Source organism: Bradyrhizobium sp. MV1.5, assembly GCF_055807615.1.
Window position 1 is genome coordinate 1 of record NZ_JBVVPL010000054.1, and the last position, 26,734, is coordinate 26,734.

23 protein-coding genes and 1 tRNA gene are annotated in these 26,734 nt (G+C 64.3%); 15 read left to right on the plus strand and 9 right to left on the minus strand.

Annotation, left to right across the window (positions count from 1 at the left end; all coding sequences use genetic code 11):
- Nucleotides 1-103 precede the first annotated feature (103 nt).
- Nucleotides 104-1,702: an alpha-amylase family glycosyl hydrolase gene (locus AC0L2J_RS31050; protein ID WP_007616017.1), complete on the minus strand. Its 1,599-nt coding sequence runs from the start codon at nucleotides 1,700-1,702 to the stop codon at nucleotides 104-106.
- Between the two features lie 172 nt (nucleotides 1,703-1,874).
- Between AC0L2J_RS31050 and AC0L2J_RS31055 the strand changes: the two genes are divergently transcribed.
- Nucleotides 1,875-2,555 carry an MBL fold metallo-hydrolase gene (locus tag AC0L2J_RS31055; protein WP_007616019.1) on the plus strand — a complete coding sequence of 227 codons (681 nt, stop codon included), beginning with the start codon at nucleotides 1,875-1,877 and terminating at the stop codon, nucleotides 2,553-2,555.
- 118 nt (nucleotides 2,556-2,673) lie between these two features.
- On the opposite strand, the gene AC0L2J_RS31060 is transcribed toward AC0L2J_RS31055, so the two are convergent.
- Nucleotides 2,674-3,840: an extracellular catalytic domain type 1 short-chain-length polyhydroxyalkanoate depolymerase gene (locus tag AC0L2J_RS31060; protein WP_007616020.1), complete on the minus strand. Its 1,167-nt coding sequence runs from the start codon at nucleotides 3,838-3,840 to the stop codon at nucleotides 2,674-2,676.
- A gap of 553 nt (nucleotides 3,841-4,393) precedes the next feature.
- On the opposite strand from AC0L2J_RS31060, the gene AC0L2J_RS31065 reads away from it, so the two are divergent.
- The gene (locus AC0L2J_RS31065) at nucleotides 4,394-5,629 is read left to right on the plus strand and encodes an LLM class flavin-dependent oxidoreductase (RefSeq protein ID WP_007616021.1); all 1,236 of its coding nucleotides are present in this window, start codon (nucleotides 4,394-4,396) and stop codon (nucleotides 5,627-5,629) included.
- Between the two features lie 238 nt (nucleotides 5,630-5,867).
- Nucleotides 5,868-7,244, plus strand: coding sequence for a cytochrome P450 (locus AC0L2J_RS31070; RefSeq protein ID WP_473395534.1), 1,377 nt, complete (start codon nucleotides 5,868-5,870; stop codon nucleotides 7,242-7,244).
- Nucleotides 7,245-7,384: 140 nt separating this feature from the next.
- On the opposite strand, the gene AC0L2J_RS31075 is transcribed toward AC0L2J_RS31070, so the two are convergent.
- Entirely contained in the window at nucleotides 7,385-8,224 is an 840-nt protein-coding gene (locus tag AC0L2J_RS31075; protein WP_007616023.1) for an SDR family NAD(P)-dependent oxidoreductase, read from the minus strand.
- Nucleotides 8,225-8,419: 195 nt separating this feature from the next.
- Between AC0L2J_RS31075 and AC0L2J_RS31080 the strand changes: the two genes are divergently transcribed.
- From AC0L2J_RS31080 to AC0L2J_RS31125, 10 genes are all read left to right on the plus strand, one after another.
- Nucleotides 8,420-9,385 carry a sensor histidine kinase gene (locus AC0L2J_RS31080; RefSeq protein WP_007616024.1) on the plus strand — a complete coding sequence of 322 codons (966 nt, stop codon included), beginning with the start codon at nucleotides 8,420-8,422 and terminating at the stop codon, nucleotides 9,383-9,385.
- 208 nt (nucleotides 9,386-9,593) lie between these two features.
- A complete protein-coding gene (locus AC0L2J_RS31085) occupies nucleotides 9,594-11,330 on the plus strand; it encodes a putative bifunctional diguanylate cyclase/phosphodiesterase (RefSeq protein ID WP_473395535.1) in 1,737 nt (578 codons plus the stop codon).
- A gap of 218 nt (nucleotides 11,331-11,548) precedes the next feature.
- A complete protein-coding gene (locus AC0L2J_RS31090) occupies nucleotides 11,549-12,733 on the plus strand; it encodes a substrate-binding domain-containing protein (RefSeq protein ID WP_473395536.1) in 1,185 nt (394 codons plus the stop codon).
- Nucleotides 12,734-12,900: 167 nt separating this feature from the next.
- The gene (locus AC0L2J_RS31095) at nucleotides 12,901-13,692 is read left to right on the plus strand and encodes an ABC transporter ATP-binding protein (RefSeq protein WP_007616034.1); all 792 of its coding nucleotides are present in this window, start codon (nucleotides 12,901-12,903) and stop codon (nucleotides 13,690-13,692) included.
- Nucleotides 13,689-14,411, plus strand: a complete 723-nt coding sequence (locus tag AC0L2J_RS31100; RefSeq protein WP_007616036.1) for a branched-chain amino acid ABC transporter ATP-binding protein — start codon at nucleotides 13,689-13,691, stop codon at nucleotides 14,409-14,411. Before AC0L2J_RS31095 ends, AC0L2J_RS31100 begins: the two co-directional genes overlap by 4 nt.
- Nucleotides 14,408-15,418 (plus strand): branched-chain amino acid ABC transporter permease, encoded by a 1,011-nt coding sequence (locus AC0L2J_RS31105; protein ID WP_473395537.1) that lies wholly within the window; start codon nucleotides 14,408-14,410, stop codon nucleotides 15,416-15,418. Before AC0L2J_RS31100 ends, AC0L2J_RS31105 begins: the two co-directional genes overlap by 4 nt.
- Nucleotides 15,415-16,500 (plus strand): branched-chain amino acid ABC transporter permease, encoded by a 1,086-nt coding sequence (locus tag AC0L2J_RS31110; protein WP_473395538.1) that lies wholly within the window; start codon nucleotides 15,415-15,417, stop codon nucleotides 16,498-16,500. The genes AC0L2J_RS31105 and AC0L2J_RS31110 overlap by 4 nt, the downstream gene beginning before the upstream one ends.
- Nucleotides 16,501-16,636: 136 nt before the next feature.
- On the plus strand, nucleotides 16,637-19,747 hold the full coding sequence (locus AC0L2J_RS31115) for a bifunctional diguanylate cyclase/phosphodiesterase (RefSeq protein ID WP_473395539.1): 3,111 nt from the start codon (nucleotides 16,637-16,639) through the stop codon (nucleotides 19,745-19,747).
- A gap of 1 nt (nucleotide 19,748) precedes the next feature.
- Nucleotides 19,749-20,804, plus strand: coding sequence for a sensor domain-containing diguanylate cyclase (locus AC0L2J_RS31120; RefSeq protein WP_473395540.1), 1,056 nt, complete (start codon nucleotides 19,749-19,751; stop codon nucleotides 20,802-20,804).
- A 74-nt stretch (nucleotides 20,805-20,878) separates the two neighbouring features.
- A tRNA-Arg gene (locus AC0L2J_RS31125) sits at nucleotides 20,879-20,955 on the plus strand.
- Between the two features lie 89 nt (nucleotides 20,956-21,044).
- Here the strand turns inward: AC0L2J_RS31125 and AC0L2J_RS31130 are convergent.
- Nucleotides 21,045-21,254, minus strand: a complete 210-nt coding sequence (locus tag AC0L2J_RS31130) for a hypothetical protein (RefSeq protein ID WP_007616043.1) — start codon at nucleotides 21,252-21,254, stop codon at nucleotides 21,045-21,047.
- Between the two features lie 122 nt (nucleotides 21,255-21,376).
- Between AC0L2J_RS31130 and dinB the strand changes: the two genes are divergently transcribed.
- Entirely contained in the window at nucleotides 21,377-22,480 is a 1,104-nt protein-coding gene (gene dinB / locus AC0L2J_RS31135) for a DNA polymerase IV (RefSeq protein WP_007616044.1), read from the plus strand.
- A 114-nt stretch (nucleotides 22,481-22,594) separates the two neighbouring features.
- Here the strand turns inward: dinB and AC0L2J_RS31140 are convergent, their stop codons facing one another.
- Together AC0L2J_RS31140 and AC0L2J_RS31145 are read right to left on the minus strand one after the other, a co-directional pair.
- On the minus strand, nucleotides 22,595-22,888 hold the full coding sequence (locus AC0L2J_RS31140; protein WP_007616046.1) for a hypothetical protein: 294 nt from the start codon (nucleotides 22,886-22,888) through the stop codon (nucleotides 22,595-22,597).
- Between the two features lie 213 nt (nucleotides 22,889-23,101).
- Nucleotides 23,102-23,788, minus strand: coding sequence for a DNA-3-methyladenine glycosylase I (locus tag AC0L2J_RS31145; protein ID WP_007616051.1), 687 nt, complete (start codon nucleotides 23,786-23,788; stop codon nucleotides 23,102-23,104).
- 217 nt (nucleotides 23,789-24,005) lie between these two features.
- On the opposite strand from AC0L2J_RS31145, the gene AC0L2J_RS31150 reads away from it, so the two are divergent.
- A complete protein-coding gene (locus tag AC0L2J_RS31150) occupies nucleotides 24,006-24,833 on the plus strand; it encodes a metallophosphoesterase family protein (RefSeq protein ID WP_473395541.1) in 828 nt (275 codons plus the stop codon).
- Here AC0L2J_RS31150 and AC0L2J_RS31155 read toward each other — a convergent pair.
- The 3 genes from AC0L2J_RS31155 to AC0L2J_RS31165 form a co-directional block, all read right to left on the minus strand.
- Nucleotides 24,772-25,257: a Crp/Fnr family transcriptional regulator gene (locus AC0L2J_RS31155; RefSeq protein WP_007616054.1), complete on the minus strand. Its 486-nt coding sequence runs from the start codon at nucleotides 25,255-25,257 to the stop codon at nucleotides 24,772-24,774. The two genes, AC0L2J_RS31150 and AC0L2J_RS31155, sit on opposite strands and share 62 nt — an antisense overlap.
- A gap of 58 nt (nucleotides 25,258-25,315) precedes the next feature.
- The gene (locus AC0L2J_RS31160) at nucleotides 25,316-25,864 is read right to left on the minus strand and encodes a GNAT family N-acetyltransferase (RefSeq protein WP_473395543.1); all 549 of its coding nucleotides are present in this window, start codon (nucleotides 25,862-25,864) and stop codon (nucleotides 25,316-25,318) included.
- A 121-nt stretch (nucleotides 25,865-25,985) separates the two neighbouring features.
- Nucleotides 25,986-26,726 carry a di-trans,poly-cis-decaprenylcistransferase gene (locus AC0L2J_RS31165; RefSeq protein ID WP_007616057.1) on the minus strand — a complete coding sequence of 247 codons (741 nt, stop codon included), beginning with the start codon at nucleotides 26,724-26,726 and terminating at the stop codon, nucleotides 25,986-25,988.
- Nucleotides 26,727-26,734 lie beyond the last annotated feature (8 nt).

Here is a 26,734-nt window from a genome sequence, read left to right on the forward strand (position 1 = left end):
ATATGGATGCAAGCGATCCGATCAAACCTCACTAAGCTCTTGTGCCACGGGGGCCGTCCACATATGGGTCCTGGATCTGCGCTTCGCTTGTCCAGGACGACGGTCATGGCGGCATCACCACCACCCCTTCATTGCCGCGCAAATCCAGCACGCCTTCGAGCCGCTCCCCTTCGCGATCCAGAAACGTCGACAGCAGAATCTCGCTGCCAAACTTGATCGCGCTGGTGGTGACCGCGATCGGCTCGGGGCCGAGATTGAGCACCACGGTCACCGCCCTGCCCGCGGCCTCGCGGCGATAGACCAGGAGATCGCCTTGCGCGGCAACCGGATGATAGTCGCCCGCGACTAGCGGCGGACAGCCCTTCCGCAACGCGATCAGGCGCTTGTAGAGCGTCAGGATCGAAATTGGATCGGCTTCGAGATCGACGACGTTGTTGCGGATGTGATCCTCCGGCAGCGGCAGCCATGGCCTGACGTCCGAGAAGCCGGCGAAGTTGGAGGAATCCCACTGCATCGGCGTGCGGCAGCCGTCGCGGCCGACACCGATGCCGGGTACGTTCTTCTCGAAGGGGTCGCGCACGAACTCGGGAGCGATCGCGAGCTGATGCATGCCGATCTCGTCGCCGTAATAGAGCGTCGGCGTGCCGCGCAGCGTCAACAGCAGCATGGCGGCGATTCGGGCCTGCTCCGGCCCGACGCGGCTTGCGACGCGCGGGCGATCGTGATTGCCGAGCACCCAGTTCGGCCAGGCGCCCTTCGGCAGCGCCTTCTCGTAATCCTCGACGATCTTCTCGATCGACCGTGCGCTCCAGAAGGTGGAGAGCAGCGCGAAATTGAACGGCATCTGCGCGCCGGTGAGATCGTTGCCGTAATAGGCCATCAGGCGATGCAGCGGCAGATAGATCTCGCCGATCAGGACGCGGGCATCATAGGCATCCGTGACGCGGCGCATCTCGGCGATGACGTCGTGCACCTCCGGCTGGTCGGTGGAATATTGCGTCAGTATCTTTTCGTTCGGCGGCCGGCCCTCGGCATAATGCGGATTGGGCGGGTTGTCGCGGAACTCGGCGTCCTTGATCAGGTGCCAGATCACGTCGACGCGAAAGCCGTCGACGCCCTTCTCCAGCCAGAACCGCATCACGTCGTAGATCGCCGCGCGGACATCGGGATTGCGCCAGTTGAGGTCCGGCTGCTGGGCGAGGAAGGCGTGATAGTAGTATTGACCGGTCGTCTCATCGAACTGCCACGCGCTGCCGCCGAACTCGGAGAGCCAATTGTTCGGCACGCCGCCACCCTCGCCCGGGTCGCGCCAGATGTACCAGTCGCGTTTGGGATTATCGCGCGAGGAGCGGCTCTCGACGAACCAGGGATGCTGGTCCGAGGTGTGGTTCGGCACGAGGTCGAGGATCAGCTTGAGGCCGTTGTCGTGCGCGGCGGCGAGAAGCGCATCGAAATCCGCCATCGTGCCGAACAGCGGCTCGATGCCGGTGTAGTCGGAGATGTCGTAGCCGAAATCGGCCATTGGCGAGGGGAAGATCGGCGACAGCCAGATCGCGTCGACGCCGAGCGATTTCACATAAGACAGCCGCTGCAAAATGCCGGCGAGATCGCCCACACCGTCGCCGTTTGAATCCTGAAAGGAGCGCGGATAGACCTGATAGAAAATGCCGTCGCGCCACCAAATGCTGCCGCCTTGAGCCATGCGGGAAATCCATCCAAAAACTGCTTCTCGCGCGGAAGAACGCGGAAGGAGCGCCCCGGTTCAAAACGGCAGGCGAATTGGGACGGCCGTGTGACGATGTCCGCGGCTGTTCCCGAGCCCCGTGGACAAATCTTTTGCTTGGCGACATGGCAAAAATCGGCATTGTGGCGCCATGACCGAGCAAAATGAGACACAAGCCGAGGCAGGCGCGAAGGCGGGCGCGATCATCGTCCCCGTGACGCTGTTCGAGCAGAATTGCACCATCATCTGGGACGAGCCTTCCAAGAAGGCCGTGGTGATCGATCCCGGCGGCGACGTGCCGAAGATCCTGGGCGCCATCAAACAGACCGGCGTCACCGTGGAGAAGATCTGGCTGACTCACGGCCATATCGACCATGTCGGCGGCGCGGCCGAACTGCGCGACGCGCTGAAGGTGCCGATCGAGGGCCCGCACGTCGCGGACAAATTCCTGCTCGATAACGTGGTCGAGAGCGGCGCGCGCTTCGGCATGACGGGGGTGCGCAATTTCGAGCCGGACCGCTGGCTCGACGAAGGCGACAGCGTGGCCATCGGCGATCTCAAGTTCGACATCTATCATTGCCCCGGCCATTCGCCGGGCAGCGTGGTGTTCTTCAACAAGGACTTGCGCTTCGCCCATGTCGGCGACGTCTTGTTCGCAGGCTCGGTCGGACGCACCGATCTGCCCGGCGGCAGCCACGCGACGCTGATCGACTCCATCAAGACCAAGCTGCTGCCGCTCGGCGACGACGTCGGCTTCATCTGCGGCCACGGCGCCGGCTCGAGCATCGGCCAGGAGCGGATGACCAATCCGTTCATCACCGGCGAGATGTGAGCGCCTATTCCGCGGCGTCTGCGAACGCTGCGGGCTGGCTCAGGTTGCGGTCACCCCAGTCGCGGATCGCAGCGACGACGGGCACAAAACTCCTGCCTTATCGGCGCGACGGCCTGAATTACTTCATCAATCCCGCGGCCGTGAGGGCGCGCGTGATGATCTGGCCGAGATCGAAGCCGCGGGCCTCCTCGCGCTTCGGCTCGGCCGGCTCTTCGGCGACCGCCGCGCGGATCGAGCGGGCCAGATGCGGCGCGGGCGAGCGGGCCGGCGTCGGCTTTGGCTCGGCCTTCTTCGCCGCGTCGGGAATCCAGCCGGTGAGGCCGAAGAATTTGGCGATGTGATAGGACGAGGAGATGCCGGCCTCGATCAGGAACGCGCCTTCCACGCCATAGCGCTGGTCGTTGTCGGCAAGGCCGAGCGGCGTGCCGTGTGCCATGTCGGTGATGGCGTAGGACTCGACGAGCGTCTCGCCGTCCTTGTTCCACCACGCCTGGCGCGGATATCCGTCGATGTCGGTTTCCGCCATCGGCGCCTCGGGCAGATCGTGCAGGTCGAGCCATTGCTTGACGATCTCGTTGGCATTGCCGGGATTGACGGTGCGATCGGCGCTGCCGTGCCACACCGAGATCTTCGGCCACGGCCCGCGATGATTCGAGGCCCGCCGCACCAGATCGCCAAGTTCGCGCGCCGGCCGCTCCGGGGAATGAAACATGCCGTCCAGCGCCTCGCGCAGATTGGTCGCGATGCCGTAGGGAAGTCCCGCGATGACCGCACCGGCCGCGAAGACTTCAGGGTAGGTCGCTAGCATCACCGACGTCATGCCGCCACCCGCCGACAGGCCCGTGATGAAGATGCGCTTGGGATCGACGCGATGGGTTTCGATCATGTGCGCGATCATCTCGCGTATCGAACACGCCTCGCCGCTGTCCCGTGCCGTGTCTTCGGGATTGAACCAGTTGAAGCAGGTGTTGCTGTTGTTGATGCGCTGCTGCTCGGGCATCAACAGCGCGAAGCCGTAGTGCTCGGCGAGCGTCGACCATCCGGCACCGAGGTCGTAGCTTGCCGCCGTCTGGCCGCAGCCGTGCAGCACGACGACGAGCGCGCGCGGCTTCTGCAGTTGCGGCGGCACGAACGCGAACAGGCGCAGATTGCCGGGATTGTCGCCGAAGCCCGTGACCTCCTGCAACGGACTGGACGCATCGGCGCTCCGGCCAAACTCGGCGAAGCGCAATCCGTCCAGCTTTGGCAGACGTCTCAAGAGATCGACATTTCTGGTTAGCGACACGGCAACTCCTGGCAGGCGACGTTCAACGTCCACCCAAACCAAATAGTTGCTGCAGCGCAAAATAAAAAGACCGTGTGCTGTCGATGAGGTGCTAAATCTCAGGAAAGCCTGCAGAAATCCGCACGTATTAACCGCAATGCCTCAACTTCGTGCAGATGCCCGGCGCATCCACGCCAGGAATGCGGGCAGATCATGATTAACGTCAGGAACAGGGCGGGCGAGACGAGAAATCCTGCGCGCGCTGATTGCAGGGCTTCAATGGCAAAGTCAGGGTGAGCCGAGCAGGCGGCCAGAAGGACGTTTTTGTTGCCGTGAAGGTCGCCCACCAGCGGTGCGACGAATCGATCTGCTTTGTGACGGTTTGATGCATTGGCGCGCGAACGCGTGTTGGCCTCCGAGGCAGGTATCGCGAGGTCTCACGTCTTCCCCGACAGAGCGCTCCATCGCATGGCTGCATTCCACCGCGCGGGACATCGCGCGATTGCGTTCGCTGTCTTCAACACGTAGCTTCGCGTCACAAACAAACAAAAAATGTAAGTTGGAGAGAACGCCAATGGCGCGCCTGAAGTTCGGAGCCTTCCTTGCCCCGCATCATCCGATCGGGGAGCATCCGATGCTCCAGTTCCGGCGCGATCTCGACCTGGTCGAGCAGTTGGATAGCCTCGGCTATGACGAGTTCTGGTGCGGCGAGCATCATTCCTCCGGCTGGGAGATGATCGCCTCGCCGGAGATGTTCCTGGCTGCGGCCGGTGAGCGCACCAAGCGGATCAAGCTCGGCACCGGCGTGGTGTCGCTGCCCTATCACCATCCCTACAACGTCGCGCAGCGCATGGTGCAGCTCGACCACATGACCGGCGGCCGCGCCATCTTCGGCTCGGGCCCCGGCGCGCTGGCCTCCGATGCGCATACGCTCGGGATCGATCCGATGACGCAACGCGACCGTCAGGATGAGGCGATCGGCGTGATCCGCCGCCTCTTCGACGGCGAGCGCGTCACCGCGAAGAGCGACTGGTTCACCATGAACGATGCCGCGCTGCAGATCCTGCCGCTGCAGGAAGAGATGCCGTTCGTCGTGGCCTCGCAGATCTCGCCCTCCGGCATGACCCTCGCCGGCAAATACGGCATCGGCATCATCTCGCTGGGTTCGATGACGACGCAGGGGCTGATGTCGCTGCAGCAGCAATGGCAGTTCGCCGAGGATGCGGCGAAAAAGCACGGCACCAAGGTCGATCGCGCGAACTGGCGCGTGCTGCTGACCTGGCACGTCGCCGAAACCCGCGAGCAGGCCCGCCGCGAGGCCGGCGCCGGGCTGATGCGCTGGCACAACGAATATAACGTCGGCACGCTGCAGCGGCCGGGCTTGACCGCGTTCGCCTCACCCGACGAGGCCGTGGACAAGACCGCTTTCGTCGACGGCGCGGCCTCCGTCATCGGCACGCCCGACGATCTCGTCAAGATGATCAAGAACGTGATGCAGGTCTCCGGCGGAGTCGGAGCCGTCATCGGCTTCGTGCACGACTGGGCCAATCCGGAGAACACGCGCCGGAGCTGGGACATGGTCGCGCGCTACGTCGTGCCGGAGATCAACGGCTACGTCGACGGCTTGCGCAAGTCGCAAAAATTCGTGATCGAGAATCGCGCGATCTTCGAACGCGCAGGACAGGCCGTGATGGCCAAGATCATGGAAAACGAGAAGGCCGCCGAGGCGTTGAAGGTGACCGGCGCCGGCCGCGTTGCGATTCCGGCCGTCAACGCGCCGGATTTGCAGAAGGAAGCGGCGAAACGATAGGTTCAGAGCCCGCCCGGACCTCGGCGAACGCCTCGTCCTTCGAGACGACCGCTGCGCGGTCTCCTCAGGATGAGGCTAAGCGGCACCGGAGTCCGATGAAACTGCTGCCGCACAACGCTGTCCTCATCCTGAGGGCCCGCCAGAGGCGGGCGTCTCGAAGGATGGCCGCAGCGAAGCATCGTCACGTCCGCGGACCCGGATTGTGTTATGTTGGGTCCAGCCAACCGGAGCGATCGTCATGTCGATGCAGAATGTGGCCGCCCCTGCGCTCGGCTTCACTCCGCCCAAGCGCAACGAGCTGACACACATCCCCGGCGACGAAGGCTGGCCGATCGTCGGCAAGACCTTTCAGGTCCTCGCCGACCCCAAGGGGCATATCGAGGCGAACGGCGCCAAATACGGCCTGGTCTATCGCACGCACTTCTTCGGCGAGACCAATGTCGTGCTGCTCGGCCCCGAGGCCAACGAGCTCGTGCTGTTTGACCAGCAAAAGCTGTTCTCCTCGACCCATGGCTGGAACAAGGTGCTCGGCCTGTTGTTTCCGCGCGGATTGATGCTGCTGGATTTCGAGGAGCACCGGCTGCACCGCAAGGCGCTGTCGGTCGCGTTCAAGTCCGGCCCGATGAAGTCGTATCTGAGTGATCTCGACCGCGGCATCGCCGCCCGCGTCGCGCAATGGAAGGCCAAGCCCGGCGAGATGCAGCTCTATCCGGCGATGAAGCAGCTCACGCTCGATCTCGCCGCCGCGTCCTTTCTCGGTGCCGATATCGGGCCGGAGGTCGACCAGATCAACCGCGCCTTCGTCGACATGGTCGCCGCCGCCGTCGCCCCGATCCGCCGACCGCTGCCCGGCACGCAGATGGCCGCCGGCGTCAGGGGACGCCAGCGCATCGTCGCCTATTTCCGCGAGCAGATTCCGCTGCGGCGCGGCAATCACGGCGGCGATGATCTGTTCTCGCAGCTCTGCCGCGCAACCCATGAGGACGGCGCGCTGCTCTCGGAACAGGACATCATCGACCACATGAGCTTTCTGATGATGGCGGCGCACGATACGCTGACCTCGTCACTGACGTCGTTCATCGGCGAGCTCGCGGCAAATCCCGACTGGCAGGACAAGCTTCGCGCGGAAGTCATGGCGCTGGGACTCGCCCCTGATGCGCCGAGCAGCTTCGACGATCTCGAAAAGATGCCGCTGTCGGAGATGGCGTTCAAGGAAGCGCTGCGGATCAAGCCGCCGGTGCCCTCGATGCCGCGCCGCGCCATGCGCGATTTCACCTTCAAGGGCTTTACCATTCCGGCCGGCACCGCGATCGGCGTCAATCCGCTCTACACCCACCACATGAAGGACATCTGGCCGGAGCCGGACCGCTTCGATCCGCTGCGTTTCACCGAAGAGGCCCAGCGCAACCGCCACCGCTTCGCCTGGGTGCCGTTCGGCGGCGGCGCGCATATGTGCCTCGGCCTGCACTTCGCCTACATGCAGGCCAAATGTTTCGCGCGGCACTTCCTGCAGAACATCGAGGTCTCGCTGGAGCCGGGTTACAAGCCCGACTGGCAGATGTGGCCGATCCCGAAGCCGCGCGACGGATTGCGCGTGCGGGTGAAGGCGGTTTAGCGCTCCATTTGCGTGTCCCGGACGCGCGAAGCGCGAGCCGAGACCCAGAATCGTGAGCCACGTTCTGTGCGAGAGATGGGCCCCGGCTCTGCGGAGCGGCACTTCGCGCCGCGCCGCGTCCGGAGCACGAGACCAACCTCCTACGCCCCCTGATCGAACGCCTTGCGCAGCGCCACATAGCCCTGCTGCTGCTGGCTCCAGTTGCGGCCGCCGGTCATCGCGCCGTCGATGACGAGGTCATGGCCATTGATGAAGCTGGATTCGTCGCTGGCCAGGAACACCGCTGCATGGGCGATGTCATCGGGAAGGCCGGCTCGCGGGATCGGCTGCGCGGTCTTGTAGATCTCGCGCATCACCGCGGGCGTCTTCTCCGCCGCGTCGGTCGAAAGCCCGAGCGCCTTGCCGAAAATACCGGTCGCGATGGCGCCGGGCGAGATCGAGTTGACGCGGACGTTGGATTCGCCGAGCTCCATCGCCACGCATTTGGTGAGATGGATCACCGCCGCCTTGGCCGCACCATAGACCATCGACGACGAGAAGCCGGCAAGACGGCCGGCGATGCTGCCATTGTTGATGATGCTGCCAAATCCCTGCTTCTTCATGTGCGGCGCGGCGTGCTTCATGCCGAGCATGACGCTGCGCACCAAGGTGGCCATCGCCGCGTCGAAGCGCTCGACCTCGAGGCCTTCGATGCCGCCGGTCTGCGCGGGGCCGCCGGCATTGTTGAACAGGCAGTCGATGCGGCCGAATTTGTCCACCGCGAGCGCGATCAGCGCCTGCATCTCCGCTTCGACCGTCACATCCGTCTGGCGGAAGACGCAATTCGCCCCGAGCTGCTTCGCCAGCGCCTCGCCTTCCAGTATACGCCGCCCCGCGATCACAATTTTGGCACCTTCGGCAACGAAGACTTCTGCAGTCCGCAACCCGATCCCGCTCGTCGCGCCCGTGATCACCGCGACCTTGCCATCCAGCCTGCCCATGGAATGTCCCTGTTTTCGAACCCCTTGACGCCAAATGGCGGACACCGATCGACGACGGCGCCAAGACGGTCGGCGCCGCAGCAGGCACTATTCCTGCCGGCTTCCGAGAAGGCAAGCTTTGCTTGGGGCCAGCGACATGCGTAACATTCCTGGCGACCGCTCGATTGTCGAACGCATATCGCGACCGGACTGCTTATGGGGAAGCTGATCGACGAATTCCGCAAGGGCTGGCAGGGCGTGGCACCGCCATCGCTCGGCCTGAGCCTTGCGTTTGCGGTCGCCTGCCTGCTTGTTGCGACGCTGGCGCGCTGGGCTCTCGCCCATGTGCGGCCCGACGTCTATTTCACGCCGTATTTCCCGGCCGTGTTCTTTGCGGCCGCGTTCGGCGGCTTCCGCATCGGCATCATCACCGCGCTGGTCGGCGGCGTGCTCGGCGTCGTCGTGAATTTCGGCGATGCCCTTGCCGATCACGCGCGATTCGCCCTGCTGGCGCTCTATTGGGCGGTCTGCGCGCTCACCATCTGGGGCGTCGAGCATTATCGCACGCTCCTCGTCGAGCAGCGCCGGATTTCCAGGCGCCTGATCGAAGAAGAAGACTACCGCAAGCTGCTGGTCGACGAGCTCCAGCACCGGCTGAAGAACAAGCTGTCGACGGTGCATGCGGTGCTGCATCAGGTGCTGCACGATCAGCCGCAAATCTGGGCCCGGATTGATCCACGGTTGCGATCGCTCGCCGCGACCGACGATTTGATTTCGCGGATCGACAAGGCCGGCTGCGACATTCGCGACCTCCTGATCTCCGAGCTCGGCCCTTACGGCCATGTCCGCTTCACGCTCAACGGCGAACGGCTGTTCCTGCCGCCGAAGCTTGCGGTCACGCTGTCCCTGATGTTTCACGAACTCGCCACCAACGCGGGCAAATATGGCGCGTTCTCCGCGCCGCGCGGGTTGTTGCAGGTGTCATGGACCGTCAGCGACGACCGCCTGACCGTGACCTGGGATGAAACCGAAGGCCCGAGCGTCGACAAGGTCTCCGAGCCGGGTTTCGGCACCAAGCTGTTGAAGTCGGCGCTGTCGGCCTTCGACGGCAAGACGGAGGTCTCCTATCTCAGGACCGGACTTCATTGCACCATGCAATGCCGAATCCCCAAGGACGGTTAGACGCGGCGCAAACGAAAGCCGTCCGCGTGCTCCGTTCGCGGTTTCGCCGGACGCGTTGACGCCCTGTTAATGACGATGGGCTGCGCGCGTCGCATCGCCGCAAAACACCACCGTAATTCTCCGGACCCCTTAACCAAACTTAAGAGGGAACCGCGCAAGATCGCGGTCATTGCAAAAGCGCGCTGAAACAACAAGATTCATGACTTCTATGAACGACAACAAATATTCCGGCGCGAGCGAAGCCGAACTCGGATTTCTCAAGGAAATCGTTAGAATGCTGCCTGCCGGCCTGACCGTGCAGGACGCGCAAGGCGAACTTCTCCTGGTCAACGATGTCGCGGCCGCCCAGCTCGGCATGGACGGCAGCCGCCCCTCGCGCGATCTCGCGCCGCGCCAGGAAGCCTGCCGGCAGGCCCTGAGCTCCGGCCGTGCGGTCGTCGCCGAGGAAGCGCTCCACGACGGAGCCGCGCGCCAGGTGCTGCTGACCACCCATCGTCCGGTCCGCTTCGATGGACGCGAGCTGCTGATCTCGGCCTCCTCCGACATCACCGAGCAGAAGAATTTCGAGGACCAGCTGTTCCGCTCGGCCTATTTCGACGAGCTGACCGGTCTGCCCTCGCGGCGCGTGATCGAACATCGCGCCACCAGCCTGCTCGCGCAGGGTCGCGCCGGCGAGCGCTTTGCGCTCGCCTTTCTCGACGTCGACAATTTCAAGCACATCAACGACTATTACGGCCACGCGGTGGGCGATGCCCTGCTGGTCGAGCTGTCGAAGCGGCTTGGACGCGGCCTTCGCGATTCGGACATGCTGTCGCGCATCTCCGGCGACGAATTCCTGCTGCTGCTGTCGCCGATCCAGAGCCAGGAGGAAGTCGCCGAATTCATGCAATCGACGCTGGAGCGGCTGACCGCGCCGTTCTTCATCGACAATTCGGAAGTGTTCGCCTCGACCTCTGTCGGCATCAGCCTCTACCCCGATCACGGAAGCAGCTTCGAGACACTGCGTCAGAACGCCGACATCGCGATGTACCGCATCAAGAATGACGGCAAGGGATCGGCGGCCTTCTTCGACTCCAGCATGGAGCGCGAAGCGCTGGCGCGGATGAAGATCGAACAGTCGCTGCGGCTCGCCATCCTCGAGAAACGCTTCTGCTGCGCCTTCCAGTCCAAGGTCGACATCCGCACGCAGGACGTGAAGGGCATCGAGGCCCTGGTGCGGCTGCGCGACGACGAGGGCGTGATCCAGGCGCCGGGCTCGTTCATCAATCTTGCCACCGAACTCGGGCTGATCGACGAGCTGACCCATCTCGTGCTCGCCGAGATCGTCAAGTCGATCGACCTGATCAACGAGACGTTCGGTGCGGAAGCGACCATCAGCATCAACGTCGCGGCCAAGCAGGCCGGCAACCCCGAGTTCATGCGCAGCTTTGCCCAGGCGCTCGACGACACCGGCTTTCCGCAGCGCTTCATGATCGAGGTGACGGAAGACGCCTTCGTCGCCAAGAATCATTTCCAGGCCGAGATCCTGCCGATGTTCCGCAAGCTCGGCGTCGCCATCTCGATCGACGATTTCGGCACCGGCTATTCCTCGCTCTCGGCGCTGGCCGACATCACCGCGGACGAGATCAAGATCGACCGCTCCTTCATCACCGATATCCATAAGCGTCCACGCAACCAGGGGATCCTGCGCGCGATCGAATCCCTGAGCGAAGCGCTCGGCATGACCGTGATTGCCGAAGGCATCGAATCTTACGAGGAGCTCGCCTACCTCCAGGCTGCGACCAAGATCCGTTACGCGCAGGGCTATTATTTCTCCCGGCCGATCTTCCTGGAGGAGCTGAAGCTCGCAACGCCCATCTCCAGCGAAGCACGCGCCAGCGTCACAAACCGCTCGACGCAACAGAACCGGCAGGGCTATTCCCGCGCGAACGGATACCGGCGGTAACTCGGGCCTGATCGTTACTTTGCAAGGCTTGAGCAACCCGGTCCACGGGTGAGGTCAACATTTGCATCTGCCGATTTCCTCGGCAGAAGCGATCCAGCGCGGCCGCGCCGGGACAATGTCACACATGCTCGTCGCGTGGTCCGCCGGAAGGTGGAATTGCAATGTCCGCACGGTTGTGCAAATCGCTATGGCCAAAGAATTCTTCAGGAGGGACCATCGTGCGCCGATCGCTCATCTTAGCAACAACCATCCTCGCCCTCGCCGCGGGCACCTCCGCACAGGCCGACGATCTCAAGGTCGCGCTGATCTATGGCAAGACCGGCCCGCTCGAGGCCTATGCCAAGCAGACCGAGACCGGCCTGCAGATGGGTTTTGAATACGCCACCAAGGGCACCATGACGCTCGACGGGCGCAAGATCGTCGTCATTACCAAGGACGACCAGGGCAAGCCCGATCTCTCCAAGGCCGCGCTCGCGGAAGCCTATCAGGACGACAAGGCCGACATCGCGATCGGCACGACCTCGTCGGCTGCGGCACTCGCGATCCTGCCCGTCGCCGAGGAGAACAAGAAGATCCTGATCGTCGAGCCCGCGGTCGCGGATCAGATTACCGGCGAGAAGTGGAATCGCTACATCTTCCGCACCGCGCGCAACTCGTCGCAGGACGCGATCTCGAACGCGGTCGCGATCGGCAAGCAGGGCGTCACCGTCGCAACGCTGGCGCAGGACTACGCCTTCGGCCGTGACGGCGTCGCCGCCTTCAAGGAGGCGCTCGGCAAGACCGGCGCGACGCTCGCCGCCGAAGAATATGCCCCGACCTCCACCACCGACTTCACCGCGGTCGGCCAGCGCCTGTTCGACGCGCTGAAGGACAAGCCGGGCCGCAAGGTGATCTGGGTAATCTGGGCCGGCGCCGGCAATCCACTGGCAAAGCTCCAGGACATGGATCCGAAGCGCTACGGCATCGAGCTGTCCACCGGCGGCAACATCCTGCCGGCGCTCGCGGCCTACAAGGGCCTCCCCGGCATGGAAGGCGCGACCTATTATTTCTACGCGATCCCGAAGAACCCGGTGAATGACTGGTTCGTCGCCGAGCACCAGAAGCGCTTCAACGCGCCGCCGGACTTCTTCACCGCGGGCGGCTTTGCGGCCGCGATGTCCGTCGTCGCTGCCGTCACCAAGGCGAAGTCGACCGACACCGAGAAGCTGATCAGCGCGATGGAAGGCCTGGAGTTCGACACGCCGAAGGGCAAGATGATGTTCCGCAAGGAAGACCATCAGGCGCTCCAAAGCATGTATCACTTCAAGGTCAAGGTCGATCCGAATGTCGCCTGGGCCGTGCTCGAACCGGTGCGCGAGCTGAAGATCGAGGACATGAACGTTCCGATCAAGAACAAGCGCTGATCTTTCTTCCTTCACCTCTCCCGCGTGCGGGAGAGGCCGGGAGAGGGCTCTGTCCTTTTGGGGGTTCTCGATTGCCGAGACACCCTCTCCCCAACCCTCCCCCGCAAGCGGGGGAGGGAGCCCAGCGTGATCGCGGAAATACTCTCTCTCATATTTGCCAGACGCCCATGACGCTCTCTCTCGAAACCCGCGACCTCACCATCCGCTTCGGCGGCCACGTCGCGGTCAACAGCGTCACCTGCAGCTTCCGCCCCGGCGAGCTCACCGCCATCGTCGGCCCGAACGGTGCCGGCAAGACCACTTATTTCAACCTGATCTCCGGCCAGCTCCGCGCATCGAGCGGCAGCATCCTGTTCGACGGCACCGACATCACCCAGCATTCCGCGCCGATGCGGACGCGCGCAGGCCTGGGGCGCGCCTTCCAACTCACAAACCTGTTTCCGAATCTGTCGGTGGAGGAAAACGTCCGCCTCGCCGTGCAGGCCGCCGCCGGCACTCACTACGACATGCTGCGGCCCTGGATGGTCCGCCGAGATCTGATTGCGCGCGCCGATGCGATCCTGGATCAGGTCGCGCTCGGCGGCCGCCGCGGCGTGGCCGCGACCGCACTGTCGCATGGCGATCAGCGCAAGCTCGAGGTCGCGCTGATGATGGCGCTCGAGCCAAAGGTGTTCATGTTCGACGAGCCGACCGCGGGCATGAGCATCGACGAGGTGCCGGTCGTGCTGAACCTGATCGCGCAGCTCAAGCAGGACAAGAGCAGGATCATTCTCCTGGTCGAGCACAAGATGGACGTCGTCCGCTCGCTCGCCGACCGTATCATCGTGCTGCATAACGGACAGCTTGTTGCGGACGGTCCGCCGGCCGAAGTGATTGCGTCACCGATCGTGCAGGAAGCCTATCTCGGCGTCGCGCCCAAGACAGTTGAAGGAAAGACGGTTGCAGGGAGCGCCGCATGACCAACCTGTTAAGGCTCTCCGGGGTGCACACCCATATCGGCCGCTATCACATCCTCCAGGGCATCGATCTCGCTGTCGCGCAGGGGCAGACCACGATGCTGCTCGGCCGCAACGGCGCCGGCAAGACCACGACATTGCGCACCATCATGGGCCTCTGGCAGGCCTCCTCCGGCGAGATCAGCCTCGCCGGCGAGCGCATCGAGAGCCGTGCGACGCCCGACATCGCGCGGCTCGGCGTCGGTTACGTGCCGGAGAGCATGGCGGTGTTCTCCGACCTCACGGTGAAGGAAAACCTGGTGCTGGCGGCGCGCGATGGTCCGCTCGACGACGTCCAGCTCGACTGGATTTTTGGCTTCTTCCCCGCGCTGCGCCGGTTCTGGCTGTCGCGCGCGGGAAGTCTCTCGGGCGGACAGAAGCAGATGTTGTCGATTGCCCGCGCCATCATCGAACCGCGCAAGCTCTTGCTGATCGACGAGCCGACCAAGGGGCTGGCGCCGGCAATCGTGATGGCGCTGATCGAGTGCCTGAAGGAGATCAAGCGCAAGGGCGCCACCATCCTGATGGTCGAGCAGAACTTCTTTGCCGCCCGCGAGCTCGGCGACAACGTACTGGTGATGGACAACGGCACCATCGTTCATCGCGGCGAGATGGCGGCCCTGGCCTCCGACGTGCCGCTGCAGGAGCGGCTGCTCGGCCTGAGCCTGGAGACGCATCAATGACCGAGCTCGCCGCAACCGATCCGCTGCCGAAGCCGAAGCGCGACATCGCGCCGATCCTGCTGCCGATCGCGGTCGCGCTCGTGATGATCCCGCTGATCGGCTCCCCCAGCACCTGGCTGACGCTGACGGCCGCGAGCCTCGCGATGGGCATGATGATCTTCATCATGGCCTCCGGACTCACGCTCGTGTTCGGCCTGATGGACGTGCTCAATTTCGGCCATGGCGCCTTCATCGCGGTCGGGGCCTATGTCGCGACCCTGGTACTGGCGCCGTTCGCGGCCTCGCTCCAGGTGGATTCGCTGTGGATCAATCTCGCGGTGCTGGCGCCGGCGGCATTGCTGTCGATGGCAGTCTCCGGCGCGCTCGGCCTGATCGTCGAGCGGGTGCTGATCCTGCCCGTCTACGGCCAGCATCTGAAGCAGATCCTGATGACGACGGGTGGCCTGATCGTCGCCGAGCAGACGCTCTATGCGGTGTGGGGGCCGCAGATCATCCCGACGCCGCTGCCGACGTCGCTGCGCGGCTCCTTCATTCTCGGCGACGTCGCGATCGCGAAATACCGCGTGCTGGCGACGCTGATCGGCCTTGCCGTCTTCATCGCGATCCAGCTCGTGCTCAACCGGACCAAGCTCGGGCTTCTGATCCGCGCCGGCGTCGAGGATCGCGAGATGGTCGAGGCGCTCGGCTATCGCATCCGCCGTCTGTTCCTCGGCGTGTTCATGACGGGATCGGCGCTCGCCGGCCTCGGCGGCGTGATGTGGGCGCTGTATCGCGAGCAGGTCCACGCCTCCATGAGCGACGACCTCACCGTCTTGATCTTCATCGTCGTCATCATCGGCGGCCTCGGCTCGATCGGCGGCTGCTTCATCGGCGCGATCCTGGTGGCGATGATTGCCAATTACGGCGGCTTCCTGGTGCCGAAGCTCGCCCTCGTCTCCAACATCCTGCTGATGGTCGCCATTCTGATGTGGCGGCCGCGCGGCCTCTATGCGGTGACCAGCCGATGATGATCCTGTCAGGCGATCCGCCGCGCAGCCGCGTGCTCACGCTCGTTCTCGTCGTCATCATCATGGCGCTGGTGGCGACGCCGTTCCTGTTCCCCGGCGCGAAGGCGCTGAACGTCGCGGCCAAGATCTGCGTCTTCGCCGCGCTGGTCGCCTCCTACGACCTCCTGCTCGGCTATACCGGCTCGGTGTCGTTCGCGCACACCATGTTCTACGGGATCGGCAGCTACGCGATCGCGATCGCGCTGTACGGGATGGGCCCGAATTGGGGCGCGGTCGCAACGGGCATCGTGGTCGGCCTGCCGCTTGCCGCGCTGCTTGCGCTTGCGATCGGGCTGTTCTCGCTGCGGGTCGCCGCGATCTTCTTTGCCATGATCACGCTCGCGGTCGCATCCGCCTTCCAGGTGCTGGCCTCGCAGCTGTCCTGGCTGACCGGCGGCGAGGACGGGCGCAGCTTTCAGCTGCCCGAGCTGCTCAGACCCGGCACGGTGCTGATGTCGAAGAACTTCATGGGATTCGAGGTCAACGGCCGCATCCTGACCTACTATCTGGTGTTCGCAGTCTCGGCCCTGATGATCCTCGCTTTACTGCGGGTGGTGAACTCGCCGTTCGGGCGCGTGCTGCAGGCGATCCGCGAAAACCGCTTCCGCGCCGAGGCGCTCGGCTTCCGCACCGTCTTCCACCTGAGCTACGCCAACTGCATCGCCGCACTGGTCGCCGCCGGCGCCGGCATTCTCAATGCGCTGTGGCTGCGTTATGCGGGCCCCGATACTTCGCTCAGCTTCTCGATCATGCTGGACATTCTCCTGATGGTCGTGATCGGCGGCATGGGCACGATCTACGGCGCGATCATCGGCGCCACCATCTTCATCCTCGCCCAGAACTATCTGCAGTCGCTGATGGGCGTCGCCTCCAAGGCGGCGTCGGAAGCCGGCCTGCCGCTGCTGCCCGGGCTGCTGCATCCCGACCGCTGGCTGCTGTGGCTCGGGCTGCTCTTCATCGCCAGCGTCTACTTTTTTCCGACCGGCGTGGTCGGACGGCTGCGCAATCTCGGCGGCGACAAGAGCGCGGACGGATCGCATTAACGCGCGATTCATGATGCAGCGCGGCGGCTCGCTGGACACGACCGTGATCTCGCAACGAGATTAACGCTCAGGTAACTGGCTTTCCTAAGCTTTACGCCATTTGTGTGATGTATTCCTGTCCCTCCAGGGAGGGGGAATGCGCCAGGTCTTTGCAAGGATTGCAGCCGGAATGTTCCTAGCCGCGAAGCACGGCTGGGAGGCAGCCATTCGGCGCGGACCGGTGCTGTGGCTCACTTTGTGCGGCGTGTTGCTGGTCGCGGGGATCTTCGCCGTGACCGCCATGGCCGTCGGCGAATTTCGCGAACGTACCCTGGCCAACCGCGAGCGCGAGCTGGAAAATACGGTGCAGCTGATCGCACGGCACTTCGATCAGCAATTTGAAGATTCCGACATCGTCGCCGCCGATGTGATCGGGCAGATGAACCTGCCGGAGATCAGTTCGGCCGCGATGTTCCGCGAGCGCATGTCCGGACCCGCGACGAACCAGATGCTGCGGAGCAAGATCGGCCCGGTGTCTTACCTCGGCGACATCGCGATCTACGATGCCGACGGCGAACTCATCAACTGGTCGCGGGCCCAGCCGCTGCCCAAGATCAACATCTCCTCGCGCGCCTACTTTCAGACCTTCAAAGCGAATCCGATGGCCGAACCGGTGATTCTGGAATCGGTCCGCAGCTTCATCATCGGCAAATGGACCACGGTCGTCGCGCGTCGGCTGAACGGCGCGGACGGCAGCTTCTTCGGCACGATGGTCCGCCGGATCGATCCGGACAGCTACCAGAACTATTTCGCATCCGTTGCGCTTGCGGAGGGCACGGCGATCTCGCTGTTCGACCGCAATGGCAAGATGCTGTCGCGCTACCCGCATGTCGAAGAGCTGATCGGCAGGGACTTCAAGGACGCGCCGCTGATGCGCAAGATGCTGGCCGAAGGCGGCCGGCACACCCTGCGCGTCAGGGGCCCGATCGACGGCGACGAGCGCCTCGGCTCCGGGGCCTCGCTTTCGCATTTCCCGCTGATCATCGTCGCGACCAACACCACGAGCGCGGCGCTGGCCGACTGGCGGCAGCAGACCGGTTTCATGGTCACCACCGCCGCGCTTTCGGCAACCGTGATTGCGCTGATCCTGTTCCTGATCGTTCGCCAGATCAACCGGCAGAACCGCGAGGCGCAGCAACGGCTGGAAGCGGAGCGGGGCCGGCTCGACACCGCCTTGAACAACATGTCGCAAGGGTTGATCCTGTACGATGCCGCCGGATACATCGTCACCTGCAACCGCCGCTACGCCGACATGTTCGGCCTCTCGCACGACGTCATCAAGCCCGGCTGCCACATCCATGAGGCGATGCTCCATCGCAAGGAGCGTGGCGCGTTCGGCGGCGACGTCGATGCGTTTTGCGTCGACGTCATGAAGGTCGTCGCCGAAGGCACCGTCTCCACCAGGCTGCACGAGCTGCCTAACGGCCGCACCTTTCAGGTCATCAACACCCCGCTCGCGCAGGGCGGATGGGTCGCCACGATCGAGGAGATCACCGAACGCCGCAAGCTGGAGCAGGAACGCGACCGCAACTACATGTTCTTGCGCGAGATCATCGACCATATCCCGTCGCAGATCACGGTGAAGGATGCTCAAACGCGGCAATATCTGCTGGTCAACCGGACCGCCGAAGAACAATTCGGCCAATCGAGTGAAAACATCGTTGGCAAAACCCCCTTCGACATCTACCCGGATGCCTCCGCCAGGATCGTCACCGAAGATGACAGCAAGGCGCTGAAGTCGGGCGGGGGATTGTTCAAGGACGAGCATGCCTGGCAGAGCCAGGCCAAGGGAATGCGCTACATCACCTCGACCCGGATCGGAATCCGCGACGAATCCGGCGAGCCGCGTTACATCATCAACGTCGTCGAGGATGTCACCGAACGGCGGCGCGCCGACGAGAAGATCGCGCATATGGCGCATTACGATGCGCTCACCGACCTGCCCAACCGGGCGCTGTTCCGCGAGCAGATCGAGCGTGAACTGGAGAAGGTCCGCGGCGGCAGTCAGTTCGCGCTGCTCTATATCGACGTCGACGAGTTCAAGGGCATCAACGATTCGCTCGGCCATCACGTCGGCGACGAGCTGTTGAAGGGAATCGCGGCGCGCATCCGCGGCTGCCTCGGACAGGGCGACCTGATCGCGCGGCTCGGCGGCGACGAATTCGCGGTGATCCAGACCGGGATCAAATCATCCGCCGACGTGGTGTCATTCGTGACGCGGATCTTCGAGGCGATCCGCCGGCCCTATCACTGCTTCGGCCATCAGCTCTCGACCGACGCCAGCATCGGCATCGCGATGGCGCCGCAGGACGGCACCGATCTCGACCAGCTCGTCAAGAATGCCGATCTCGCGATGTACGGCGCCAAGGCCGGAGGACGCCGCACCCACCGCTTCTTCGAGCCGGAGATGGATGCGAGCGCCAAGGCGCGCCTGAGCCTGGAGCAGGATCTGCGCCAGGCCCTGGTGAACGGCGGCTTTGAGATCCACTATCAGCCGCTGGTGGACCTGCGCACCAACGCGGTCACGGGCTGCGAGGCGCTGCTGCGCTGGCGGCATCCCCAGCGCGGCATGGTGTCGCCGGCAGAGTTCATCCCGATTGCCGAGGACACCGGCCTGATCAACGAGCTCGGCGACTGGGTGCTGCGCATGGCCTGCAGCGAGGCCGCAACCTGGCCGGCGCATGTGCGTGTCGCGGTCAACGTCTCGCCGGTACAGCTCAAATGCGACACGCTGGCACTGCGGATCGCCGGCGCGCTCGCCGCTTCCGGACTTGCTCCGTCCCGGCTCGAGCTCGAGATCACCGAGGCCGTGCTGATCCGCGACGACGAGGCAGCGCTCTCGATCCTGCACCAGCTCCGCGCCATCGGCGTGCGCATCGCGCTCGACGATTTCGGCACCGGCTACTCCTCGCTCAGCTATCTGAAGCGCTTCCCGTTCGACAAGATCAAGATCGACCGCTGCTTCGTCGCCGATATTGCCGAGGCTAGCGGCGCGCCCGTGATCGTGCAGGCGGTGGTGAACATCGCCGCCGCCAGCAACATGACCACGGTCGCGGAGGGCGTCGAGACCGAGGCGCAGCGCGAGATGCTGCGCGCGCTCGGCTGCACGGAGATGCAGGGTTATCTCTTCAGCAAACCGAAGCCGGCCAGCGAAGTGCGAAAGCTGTTCGGCCCGAGCCACGCCTTGCCGGTGGCGGCGGTGGCCTGACATGGCGAAGCCGGGGAAAACGTCAGCCAAGACGGTCGACGTTGCGGATTCCTATGCCGTCCGCCTGATGCAGCATCTGGTGGTGCCGACCTTCGTAATCGATCCGAAGCGCCGCGTCGTGATCTGGAACAGAGCCTGCGAGCGGCTGACCGGCGTCGCCGCCTCCGAGGTGATCGGCACAAATAGGCATTGGCAGGCCTTCTACGAGACCAGGCGCCCTTGCCTCGCCGACCTCGTCGCGCTCGACCGCCCGGAACAGCTGCCGGAGTTCTATTCGGAATATGCCGCGCGCGGCCATAACGGGCTCGGCTTCAGCGCCGAGAACTGGTGCGTGATGCCGAAGCTCGGCAGCCAGCTCTATCTCGCCATCGACGCCGGCCCCATCCACGACGAGGCCGGCCATCTGATCGCGGTGGTGGAGACTTTGCGCGACCTTACCGACCAGAAGCGCGCCGAGATGGCCCTGAAGGAGCTCGCCACCAAGGACGGGCTGACCGGCCTGTCGAACCGCCGTGCGTTCGACCAGATGCTGATGAGCGAATGGGCCCGCGCCCGGCGGACGCAGAAGCCGATGGCGCTGCTGTTCGTCGATGTCGATCATTTCAAGCTGTTCAACGACCGCCACGGCCATCAGAGCGGCGACGAATGCCTGCGCGCGGTCGCGTCCGTCGTCAGCCGGCATGCCGTGCGCCCGCTCGATCTCGCCAGCCGCTATGGCGGCGAGGAATTCGCGCTGATCCTGCCGGACATGGATTGCGATGCCGCCTGCGGCATCGCCGAGGAAATCCGCTGCGCCGTGATGGCCTTGCGGGTCACCCACGGCGCCATCGGGGCGGGCGACCACGTCACCCTGAGTGTCGGCGTCGCCAGCCACATTCCGGACGAAACCGACGACAGCCCCGACCGGCTGCTGGGCGCGGCGGACGAGGCGCTCTATGCGGCCAAACGGCTCGGCCGCAACCGCGTCATGTGCTCTGAACGGCTGCTCGCCGAGTTCGCCAAGCTCGGGCGGGACGGCGTGCCGGTTCCTGGCCGCGCGCCCCGTAAATCAGCCTAGCCCAAATCGGCCTGACAGAAGACGGCGGAAGCGGTTGCCCGCCCCCCGCCAATCGGCTAAATGAACCTCCACTAGCACCCGTAGCTCAGCTGGATAGAGCGTTGCCCTCCGAAGGCAAAGGTCACACGTTCGAATCGTGTCGGGTGCGCCAGTCTCTTCCAGTCTGTGCTGGAGCTCCCACCCGAGTCGCCTTGTTACCGCCGCGCTGGAAGGAATCCCCTGCTCAGCGCGAGCCTGCGCTCACGTCAGCATCGAGATGATCGCCTGGACCTGGTCGGAAGCCGACGTGACCAGTCCGTCGTACGACGTCTGACCGTGTGCGGCCGCCTTCAGGATGCATTCGGCTACGGCCGCTTTCAGGCCGAACACCGACTGATCGGGCGGCACGCTCGCCATCACGGCCTCGAGCGCCTGACGCATCGTTCGAATGAGTTCGGAGCTGTATTGCATGGGCTGTCCTCCGCGACCTCATATTAGAGCGCATGCCCATGCGTGCCACTCACAAGCCTGAGATTGCTCTGCGAATCACACCTCACCTCGCGCTTCGTGCCGCTCAATTGTATCATCTTGCCATGAGCGAATCCGACACGGCGACCGGCGAAGCCTCGCCCGTCCGCAAGATCATCCATATCGACATGGATGCCTTCTACGCGTCCGTGGAACAGCGCGATCATCCGGAGCTGCGCGGAAAGCCGGTCGCCGTCGGAGGCTCCGCGGAACGTGGCGTCGTCGCGGCCGCCAGCTATGAAGCCCGCGAGTTCGGCGTTCGCTCCGCCATGCCATCCGTGACGGCGAAGCGACAATGTCCCGATCTGATCTTCGTCAAACCGCGCTTCGAGGTCTACAAGGCGATCTCCAGGCAGATCCGCGACATCTTCGCGGAGCACACCCCCATCATCGAGCCGCTGTCGCTCGACGAGGCCTATCTCGACGTGACCCAAAACCTCCAAGGCATCCCGCTGGCGCGCGACATTGCACTCAAGATCCGCGAGAGGATCAAGGCCGAGACGGGTCTCAACGCTTCGGCCGGCGTCTCCTACAACAAGTTTCTGGCCAAGCTCGCCTCCGATCATCGCAAGCCCAACGGTCAGTTCGTGATCTCACCGGAGATGGGACCCGCCTTCGTCGAGACGCTGCCCGTCGGAAAATTCCATGGGATAGGCCCGGCCACGGGCGCGAAGATGAACGCGCTCGGCATGTTCACCGGTCTCGATATTCGCCGTCAGACGCTGGAGTTCATGAATGCCAATTTTGGCAAGTCGGGCGCCTATTATTACTGGATCTCGCGCGGTGTCGACGACCGGCCGGTCCGGGCCAACCGGGTCCGCAAGTCCATCGGCGCGGAGACCACGTTCTCGAACGATCTCACCCAATTCGACACGCTGGTCGCCGAGCTCAAGCCGCTCATCGACAAGGTGTGGCGCCATTGCGAGGCGACGGGCAGCCGTGGCCGCACCGTCACCTTGAAGATCAAGTTTGCCGACTTCGAGATCATCACGCGCAGCAGGTCCGCTGTTTCGCCGGTTGCAGGCCGGGCCGATCTTGAGCGGCTGGCTTGCGGCCTGCTCGAAGTCGAGATGCCGCTGCCCAAGAGCGTCAGGCTGCTGGGGGTCTCGCTGTCTTCCCTCCAGGCCGGGGACGATGCGGAGCCGCCGCAGCTGACTCTCGGCATCTGAACCAAACTGACGGGCTTTCGGCGGACGCAGACAGCCACGTCAGCGCGCTCGCAACGCGAATCTACTGGGGCGGGCGTTCAGACTCGCCACCGAAGGTCGGTCCGCCGGCGCCGATCAATGCCTCACGTGCTCGAACACCACGATCACGCCCGTCGGCTGGGGCTCGTGCGCCATCAGGCGGGTCAGCTCGGAATCGCCCCAATCGGCGAGGCTGACGACTTCGCCGCTCTGGCGCTCGGTGCTGGGCGGCGCCGTGGGCTCGACGACCTTCAGCCCCGTCTCATCGACGAAGAAAGTGTGCTCGCCGAACATGCTGTTGAGCTGCGGCATCGCGGGATGCTCGTCGGGCAGCACTTGAGCGCCGAGCTGGTTGACGGTCTGCTTCACCTGTTCGGATGTGAGCTTCATGAGCTGCTCCGTTTCTGTCACGTCGGTTTCATTGAGCTGAGCCAGAGCGGGCGTTCCCTGCGCCGATGTTCGCGTGGCCCAATCTCCCGAACAGGTGCTACGCACAAATGTTCCGGAGAAATGCATTTCGTGATCGCGCGTCGCGTCTGCCGCGCTTGCGGCACGAGATCGCCACAGGACGCACATGATTCGACATTCCAAGAGCCGAATTCGCTACTCGCTTCTGTTCTCGCCAACAGAGAGCGCGCAGATGCGTGACAGATATGTGTAGGACAGCCCGGTCTCCTCGGCCCAGGCGTTGAACTGCGCCTGCACTCTTGCCAGATCGCCCTTCGACTTGACCTCTTCGGCAATGTCGAGACCGGCATCGCGCAGGCAGGCCACGACGTCCCTGGACGTCACAAAGCCGTCCCAGCCGACGAACCGCAGCAGCATCTGGCCGGTATTGCCACCCAACCGGCTGCCGCGCTTGCTCAGGAAATCGAGCAGGCCGATCTGGTCGGACGGCGGCCATTTCGCCAGAAACTTGCCGAAACTGCCGTGCTCCTTTGCGATCTCCTGGACGAAGGCCGCGTTGTCGCGCACTGACATGATCTTGGCACCGTTGCGCACGATGCGGGCGTCGCGCAGCAGGCCCTCCCAATAATCCTCCGGCTGGAAGGTGAGCTTGGCCGGCTGGAAACGCAGGAAAGCGTCTTCAAAGCCGTCCCATTTCGTCTCGATCACGCTCCAGGCAAAGCCCGCGCAAAACACACGCTTGGTCATCTCTGCGAGGATGCGGTCGTCGCCGCGTTTGGCGAGGCCCTTCAGGTCGGGCTTTTCGGGCATCAGCTTTTCGAGCGCCTTGGGCCCGCCCTTGCGTTTTTCGGCGCGAGCACGAATGGTCTTGAAGGAGGTCATTGGGGACGAGCTGTTGGGGACACGAGCTGTTGAGGATACGCCACGACATCAGAATTCGATGATCCGGTCCAGCCCGGCGACGCTTCGATGCTTGCACCCGCGGATGCGCCGCAGCATACTGCCCGCGTTGAATTGGCGAGAGATGCGGCTGGTCTGCTCTTGCGTTCAGATATTTTGCAATCCCGAGCATTTTTGACGTCTCACCCCTGGATTTCCAATGCGCTGCCTGGTCGTGGCCGACCTGCACTATTCGCTGCCTCAGCTCGACTGGCTCGTCAGCGCCGCTCCGCGATTCGACCTCGTGATCTTCGCCGGCGATGCGCTCGACATCGGCTCGATGGTGGATTTTCGCGCGCAGATCGTGGTGGTGAAGAAGTACCTCGCCCTGCTCGCCAGCAAGACCCGCGTGATCCTCTGCTCCGGCAATCACGACCTCGACGAGCGCAATGCGGAAGGCGAAAAGATCTCGCGCTGGATCTCGGAGGTGCGCGAGTTGGGCATTGCCTGCGACGGTGACGGCCTCACCATCGGTGACACGCTGTTCACGGTGTGCCCATGGTGGGATGGGCCGCTGGTCAAGCAACGTCTCGTCGCGCAGCTCGGCGCCGCCGCGGCCGGCCGGCCGCAGCGCTGGATCTGGATCCATCATGCGCCGCCGGCGGATTCACCGACGAGCTGGGGCGGCAAGCGCTTCTTTGGCGACGTCGAGCTGGTGCAATGGATCATGCAGTACCAGCCCACGATGGTGATCTCGGGCCATGTGCATCAATCGCCGTTCATTAACGATGGCTCGTGGTTCGACCGGCTCGGCCAGAGCTGGGTCTTCAACACCGGCCTGCAGCCCGGCCGCCCGCCGACATATATCGTGCTGGACCTCGACGCGGACAGGGCGTTCTGGCTTGCGGCCGGCGAGGCGCAATGGATCGATCTTGGCGCGCCGCTGCAGCGGCCCGCCGCTCCGATCGAGGCGCCGCCCGACTGGCTCACATTCTTGGATCGGATTGCCGATCCGAACCTGGCGAGACCTCGAGCGGCGGCAGGTTGATCATGCTCTGGAGCACCTCGCCGACCATGGCCAGATGGGTGCCGTGGCCGGCATATTGCTGCTTGAGATCGGCGAGATAGGTGTTGGCCACATTGAGCCGCTGCGCCAGCATCTTGGCGATCAGAAGCGCCACGCCCGCCTCCTGCCTGAGGAACGAGGCGGCATCCTCGAATTCGTAGACGACGGAATCGGAGCAGGCCCGTACGGTCGCCGTGTGCGGCTGCCCCAGCAGCACCGACATTTCGCCCAGCACCGCGCCGGGCTCGGCCACCGTGGCGACCACCATCTCACCCTTGAGCACTTCGAGCTTGCCCTGCATCAGCACATAGAGATGACCGGTGGTGCCGCCCTCGGCGACGATAGTCGTGCCGGCCGCAACCTGCCGCTCGGTCCCACCGGTGCAATAGTCCAGAACTGCGCGCATCCGACCAAAGCTCCCGTCTCAGGGAGATACTAGGGCACGATCGGCGTCGCGCGCTTGCTCAAATTTGTGGCAAGCCGCGCACCCGCGACAGACGCTTCGCGAGATGGACCGACTGCCAGTCTCCGAGACCAGTGTCCTCGAACCCTGCCTTCTTCGCAAGGCCGCGCATCTCGGCGTTCACGCGCGCGGTCTCGGCGGCAATCATCTCATGACCGAGATCGCTCGCGTGCCTCTCCATTGCCGTCATCATCCGGAGGCCGACGCCCTGGCGCTGAAAGACATCGGCAACGGACATGGCGAAATCGCCATGCCGTGCAGCCGCATCATAGGCGTATCTGGTTTCGCCGATGATGGTGCCTTGCCCTTCCTGCCTGATCTCGGCGAGCAGGGTGAAATGATCGGGATGGCTGGTCCTGGCGACGCATTCGGCCGCGACCACGGCAAAGTCCGCCCGCGCGCCCACGAAGCGCTTGCTGCGCGATGTCGTGGAGAGGCTCGTGAAATAGATCGTGAGGCTCTCGACATCCGACGCGCCGGCCGGCCTGATACGAAGCGTGGCGTTGGCTTCGGCTGACTCGACAATGGCATCCAGCAATGACTGTGACATGCGCGAGGCTTTCGGCAGGTTGCATCGAATGCACACCTAGCCGAGACCGCGCGCTTACCGCTTGGACGGTACTGCCAATCTTGCGGCCGAAAACGAACAGTTCGTTGCTCAGTGCCGGACCTCACACGCGCGAGAGTGAAGGCACCTCCTCCGGCACGATCGCCTGCAGGCCGCCGAAGCGACGCTCGCGGCCGTGGAAGGAGACCAGGGCCGCGGCGAGATCACCCGCGTCGAATTCGGGCCACATCCGCTCGGTGAAGTGCAGCTCGGCATAGGCACCTTCCCAGAGCAGGAAGTCCGACAGCCGCTTCTCACCCGAAGTGCGGATGATGAGGTCGACGTCGCGCAAACCGGCCTCGCCGGTGACGAGCTGCGAGAACGCCTCGCGGGTGAGGCTCGTCAGCGCCGCCGCCTTCGCCGCCGCGTTGAGGATGGCATCGCGGGCGGAATAGTCGACGGCGATGCGCAGATGAAGCGTGCCGCCGTGCGCGGTGGCATCTTCCGCACGCGCGATCGCGTTAGCAATCCCATCGGGCAGGCGGTCGCGGCGGCCGATCACGGTGAGGCGCACGCCGTTCTTGACCAGGCTCTGCACCTCGTTGGCGAGGTAGAAGCGCAGAAGCGTCATCAGCGCGGCGACCTCGGTCTTCGGTCTTCGCCAATTGTCGGTGGAGAAGGCGTAGAGCGTCAGCGTGCCGATACCCTGCTTGGGCGCGGCTTCGACGATGCGGCGGATCGCCTCGACGCCGGCCTCATGGCCGCGCACGCGTGACAGGCCGCGCCGCGTCGCCCATCTGCCGTTGCCATCCATGATGATGCCGACGTGAAGCTTCTCGTTGCGGGACGCAAGGTCACTTTGCATTGCAAAGT

What these genes read in the sequence shown, in the direction of transcription:
- AC0L2J_RS31050 (WP_007616017.1), bottom strand. Translation starts at nt 1,702, where the DNA reads ATGGCTCAAGGCGGCAGCATTTGGTGGCGCGACGGCATTTTCTATCAG.
- AC0L2J_RS31055 (WP_007616019.1), top strand. Translation starts at nt 1,875, where the DNA reads ATGACCGAGCAAAATGAGACACAAGCCGAGGCAGGCGCGAAGGCGGGC.
- AC0L2J_RS31065 (WP_007616021.1), top strand. Translation starts at nt 4,394, where the DNA reads ATGGCGCGCCTGAAGTTCGGAGCCTTCCTTGCCCCGCATCATCCGATC.
- AC0L2J_RS31070 (WP_473395534.1), top strand. Translation starts at nt 5,868, where the DNA reads ATGTCGATGCAGAATGTGGCCGCCCCTGCGCTCGGCTTCACTCCGCCC.
- AC0L2J_RS31075 (WP_007616023.1), bottom strand. Translation starts at nt 8,224, where the DNA reads ATGGGCAGGCTGGATGGCAAGGTCGCGGTGATCACGGGCGCGACGAGC.
- AC0L2J_RS31080 (WP_007616024.1), top strand. Translation starts at nt 8,420, where the DNA reads ATGGGGAAGCTGATCGACGAATTCCGCAAGGGCTGGCAGGGCGTGGCA.
- AC0L2J_RS31085 (WP_473395535.1), top strand. Translation starts at nt 9,594, where the DNA reads ATGAACGACAACAAATATTCCGGCGCGAGCGAAGCCGAACTCGGATTT.
- AC0L2J_RS31095 (WP_007616034.1), top strand. Translation starts at nt 12,901, where the DNA reads ATGACGCTCTCTCTCGAAACCCGCGACCTCACCATCCGCTTCGGCGGC.
- AC0L2J_RS31100 (WP_007616036.1), top strand. Translation starts at nt 13,689, where the DNA reads ATGACCAACCTGTTAAGGCTCTCCGGGGTGCACACCCATATCGGCCGC.
- AC0L2J_RS31105 (WP_473395537.1), top strand. Translation starts at nt 14,408, where the DNA reads ATGACCGAGCTCGCCGCAACCGATCCGCTGCCGAAGCCGAAGCGCGAC.
- AC0L2J_RS31110 (WP_473395538.1), top strand. Translation starts at nt 15,415, where the DNA reads ATGATGATCCTGTCAGGCGATCCGCCGCGCAGCCGCGTGCTCACGCTC.
- AC0L2J_RS31115 (WP_473395539.1), top strand. Translation starts at nt 16,637, where the DNA reads ATGCGCCAGGTCTTTGCAAGGATTGCAGCCGGAATGTTCCTAGCCGCG.
- AC0L2J_RS31120 (WP_473395540.1), top strand. Translation starts at nt 19,749, where the DNA reads ATGGCGAAGCCGGGGAAAACGTCAGCCAAGACGGTCGACGTTGCGGAT.
- AC0L2J_RS31130 (WP_007616043.1), bottom strand. Translation starts at nt 21,254, where the DNA reads ATGCAATACAGCTCCGAACTCATTCGAACGATGCGTCAGGCGCTCGAG.
- dinB (WP_007616044.1), top strand. Translation starts at nt 21,377, where the DNA reads ATGAGCGAATCCGACACGGCGACCGGCGAAGCCTCGCCCGTCCGCAAG.
- AC0L2J_RS31140 (WP_007616046.1), bottom strand. Translation starts at nt 22,888, where the DNA reads ATGAAGCTCACATCCGAACAGGTGAAGCAGACCGTCAACCAGCTCGGC.
- AC0L2J_RS31145 (WP_007616051.1), bottom strand. Translation starts at nt 23,788, where the DNA reads ATGACCTCCTTCAAGACCATTCGTGCTCGCGCCGAAAAACGCAAGGGC.
- AC0L2J_RS31150 (WP_473395541.1), top strand. Translation starts at nt 24,006, where the DNA reads ATGCGCTGCCTGGTCGTGGCCGACCTGCACTATTCGCTGCCTCAGCTC.
- AC0L2J_RS31155 (WP_007616054.1), bottom strand. Translation starts at nt 25,257, where the DNA reads ATGCGCGCAGTTCTGGACTATTGCACCGGTGGGACCGAGCGGCAGGTT.
- AC0L2J_RS31160 (WP_473395543.1), bottom strand. Translation starts at nt 25,864, where the DNA reads ATGTCACAGTCATTGCTGGATGCCATTGTCGAGTCAGCCGAAGCCAAC.
- AC0L2J_RS31165 (WP_007616057.1), bottom strand. Translation starts at nt 26,726, where the DNA reads ATGCAAAGTGACCTTGCGTCCCGCAACGAGAAGCTTCACGTCGGCATC.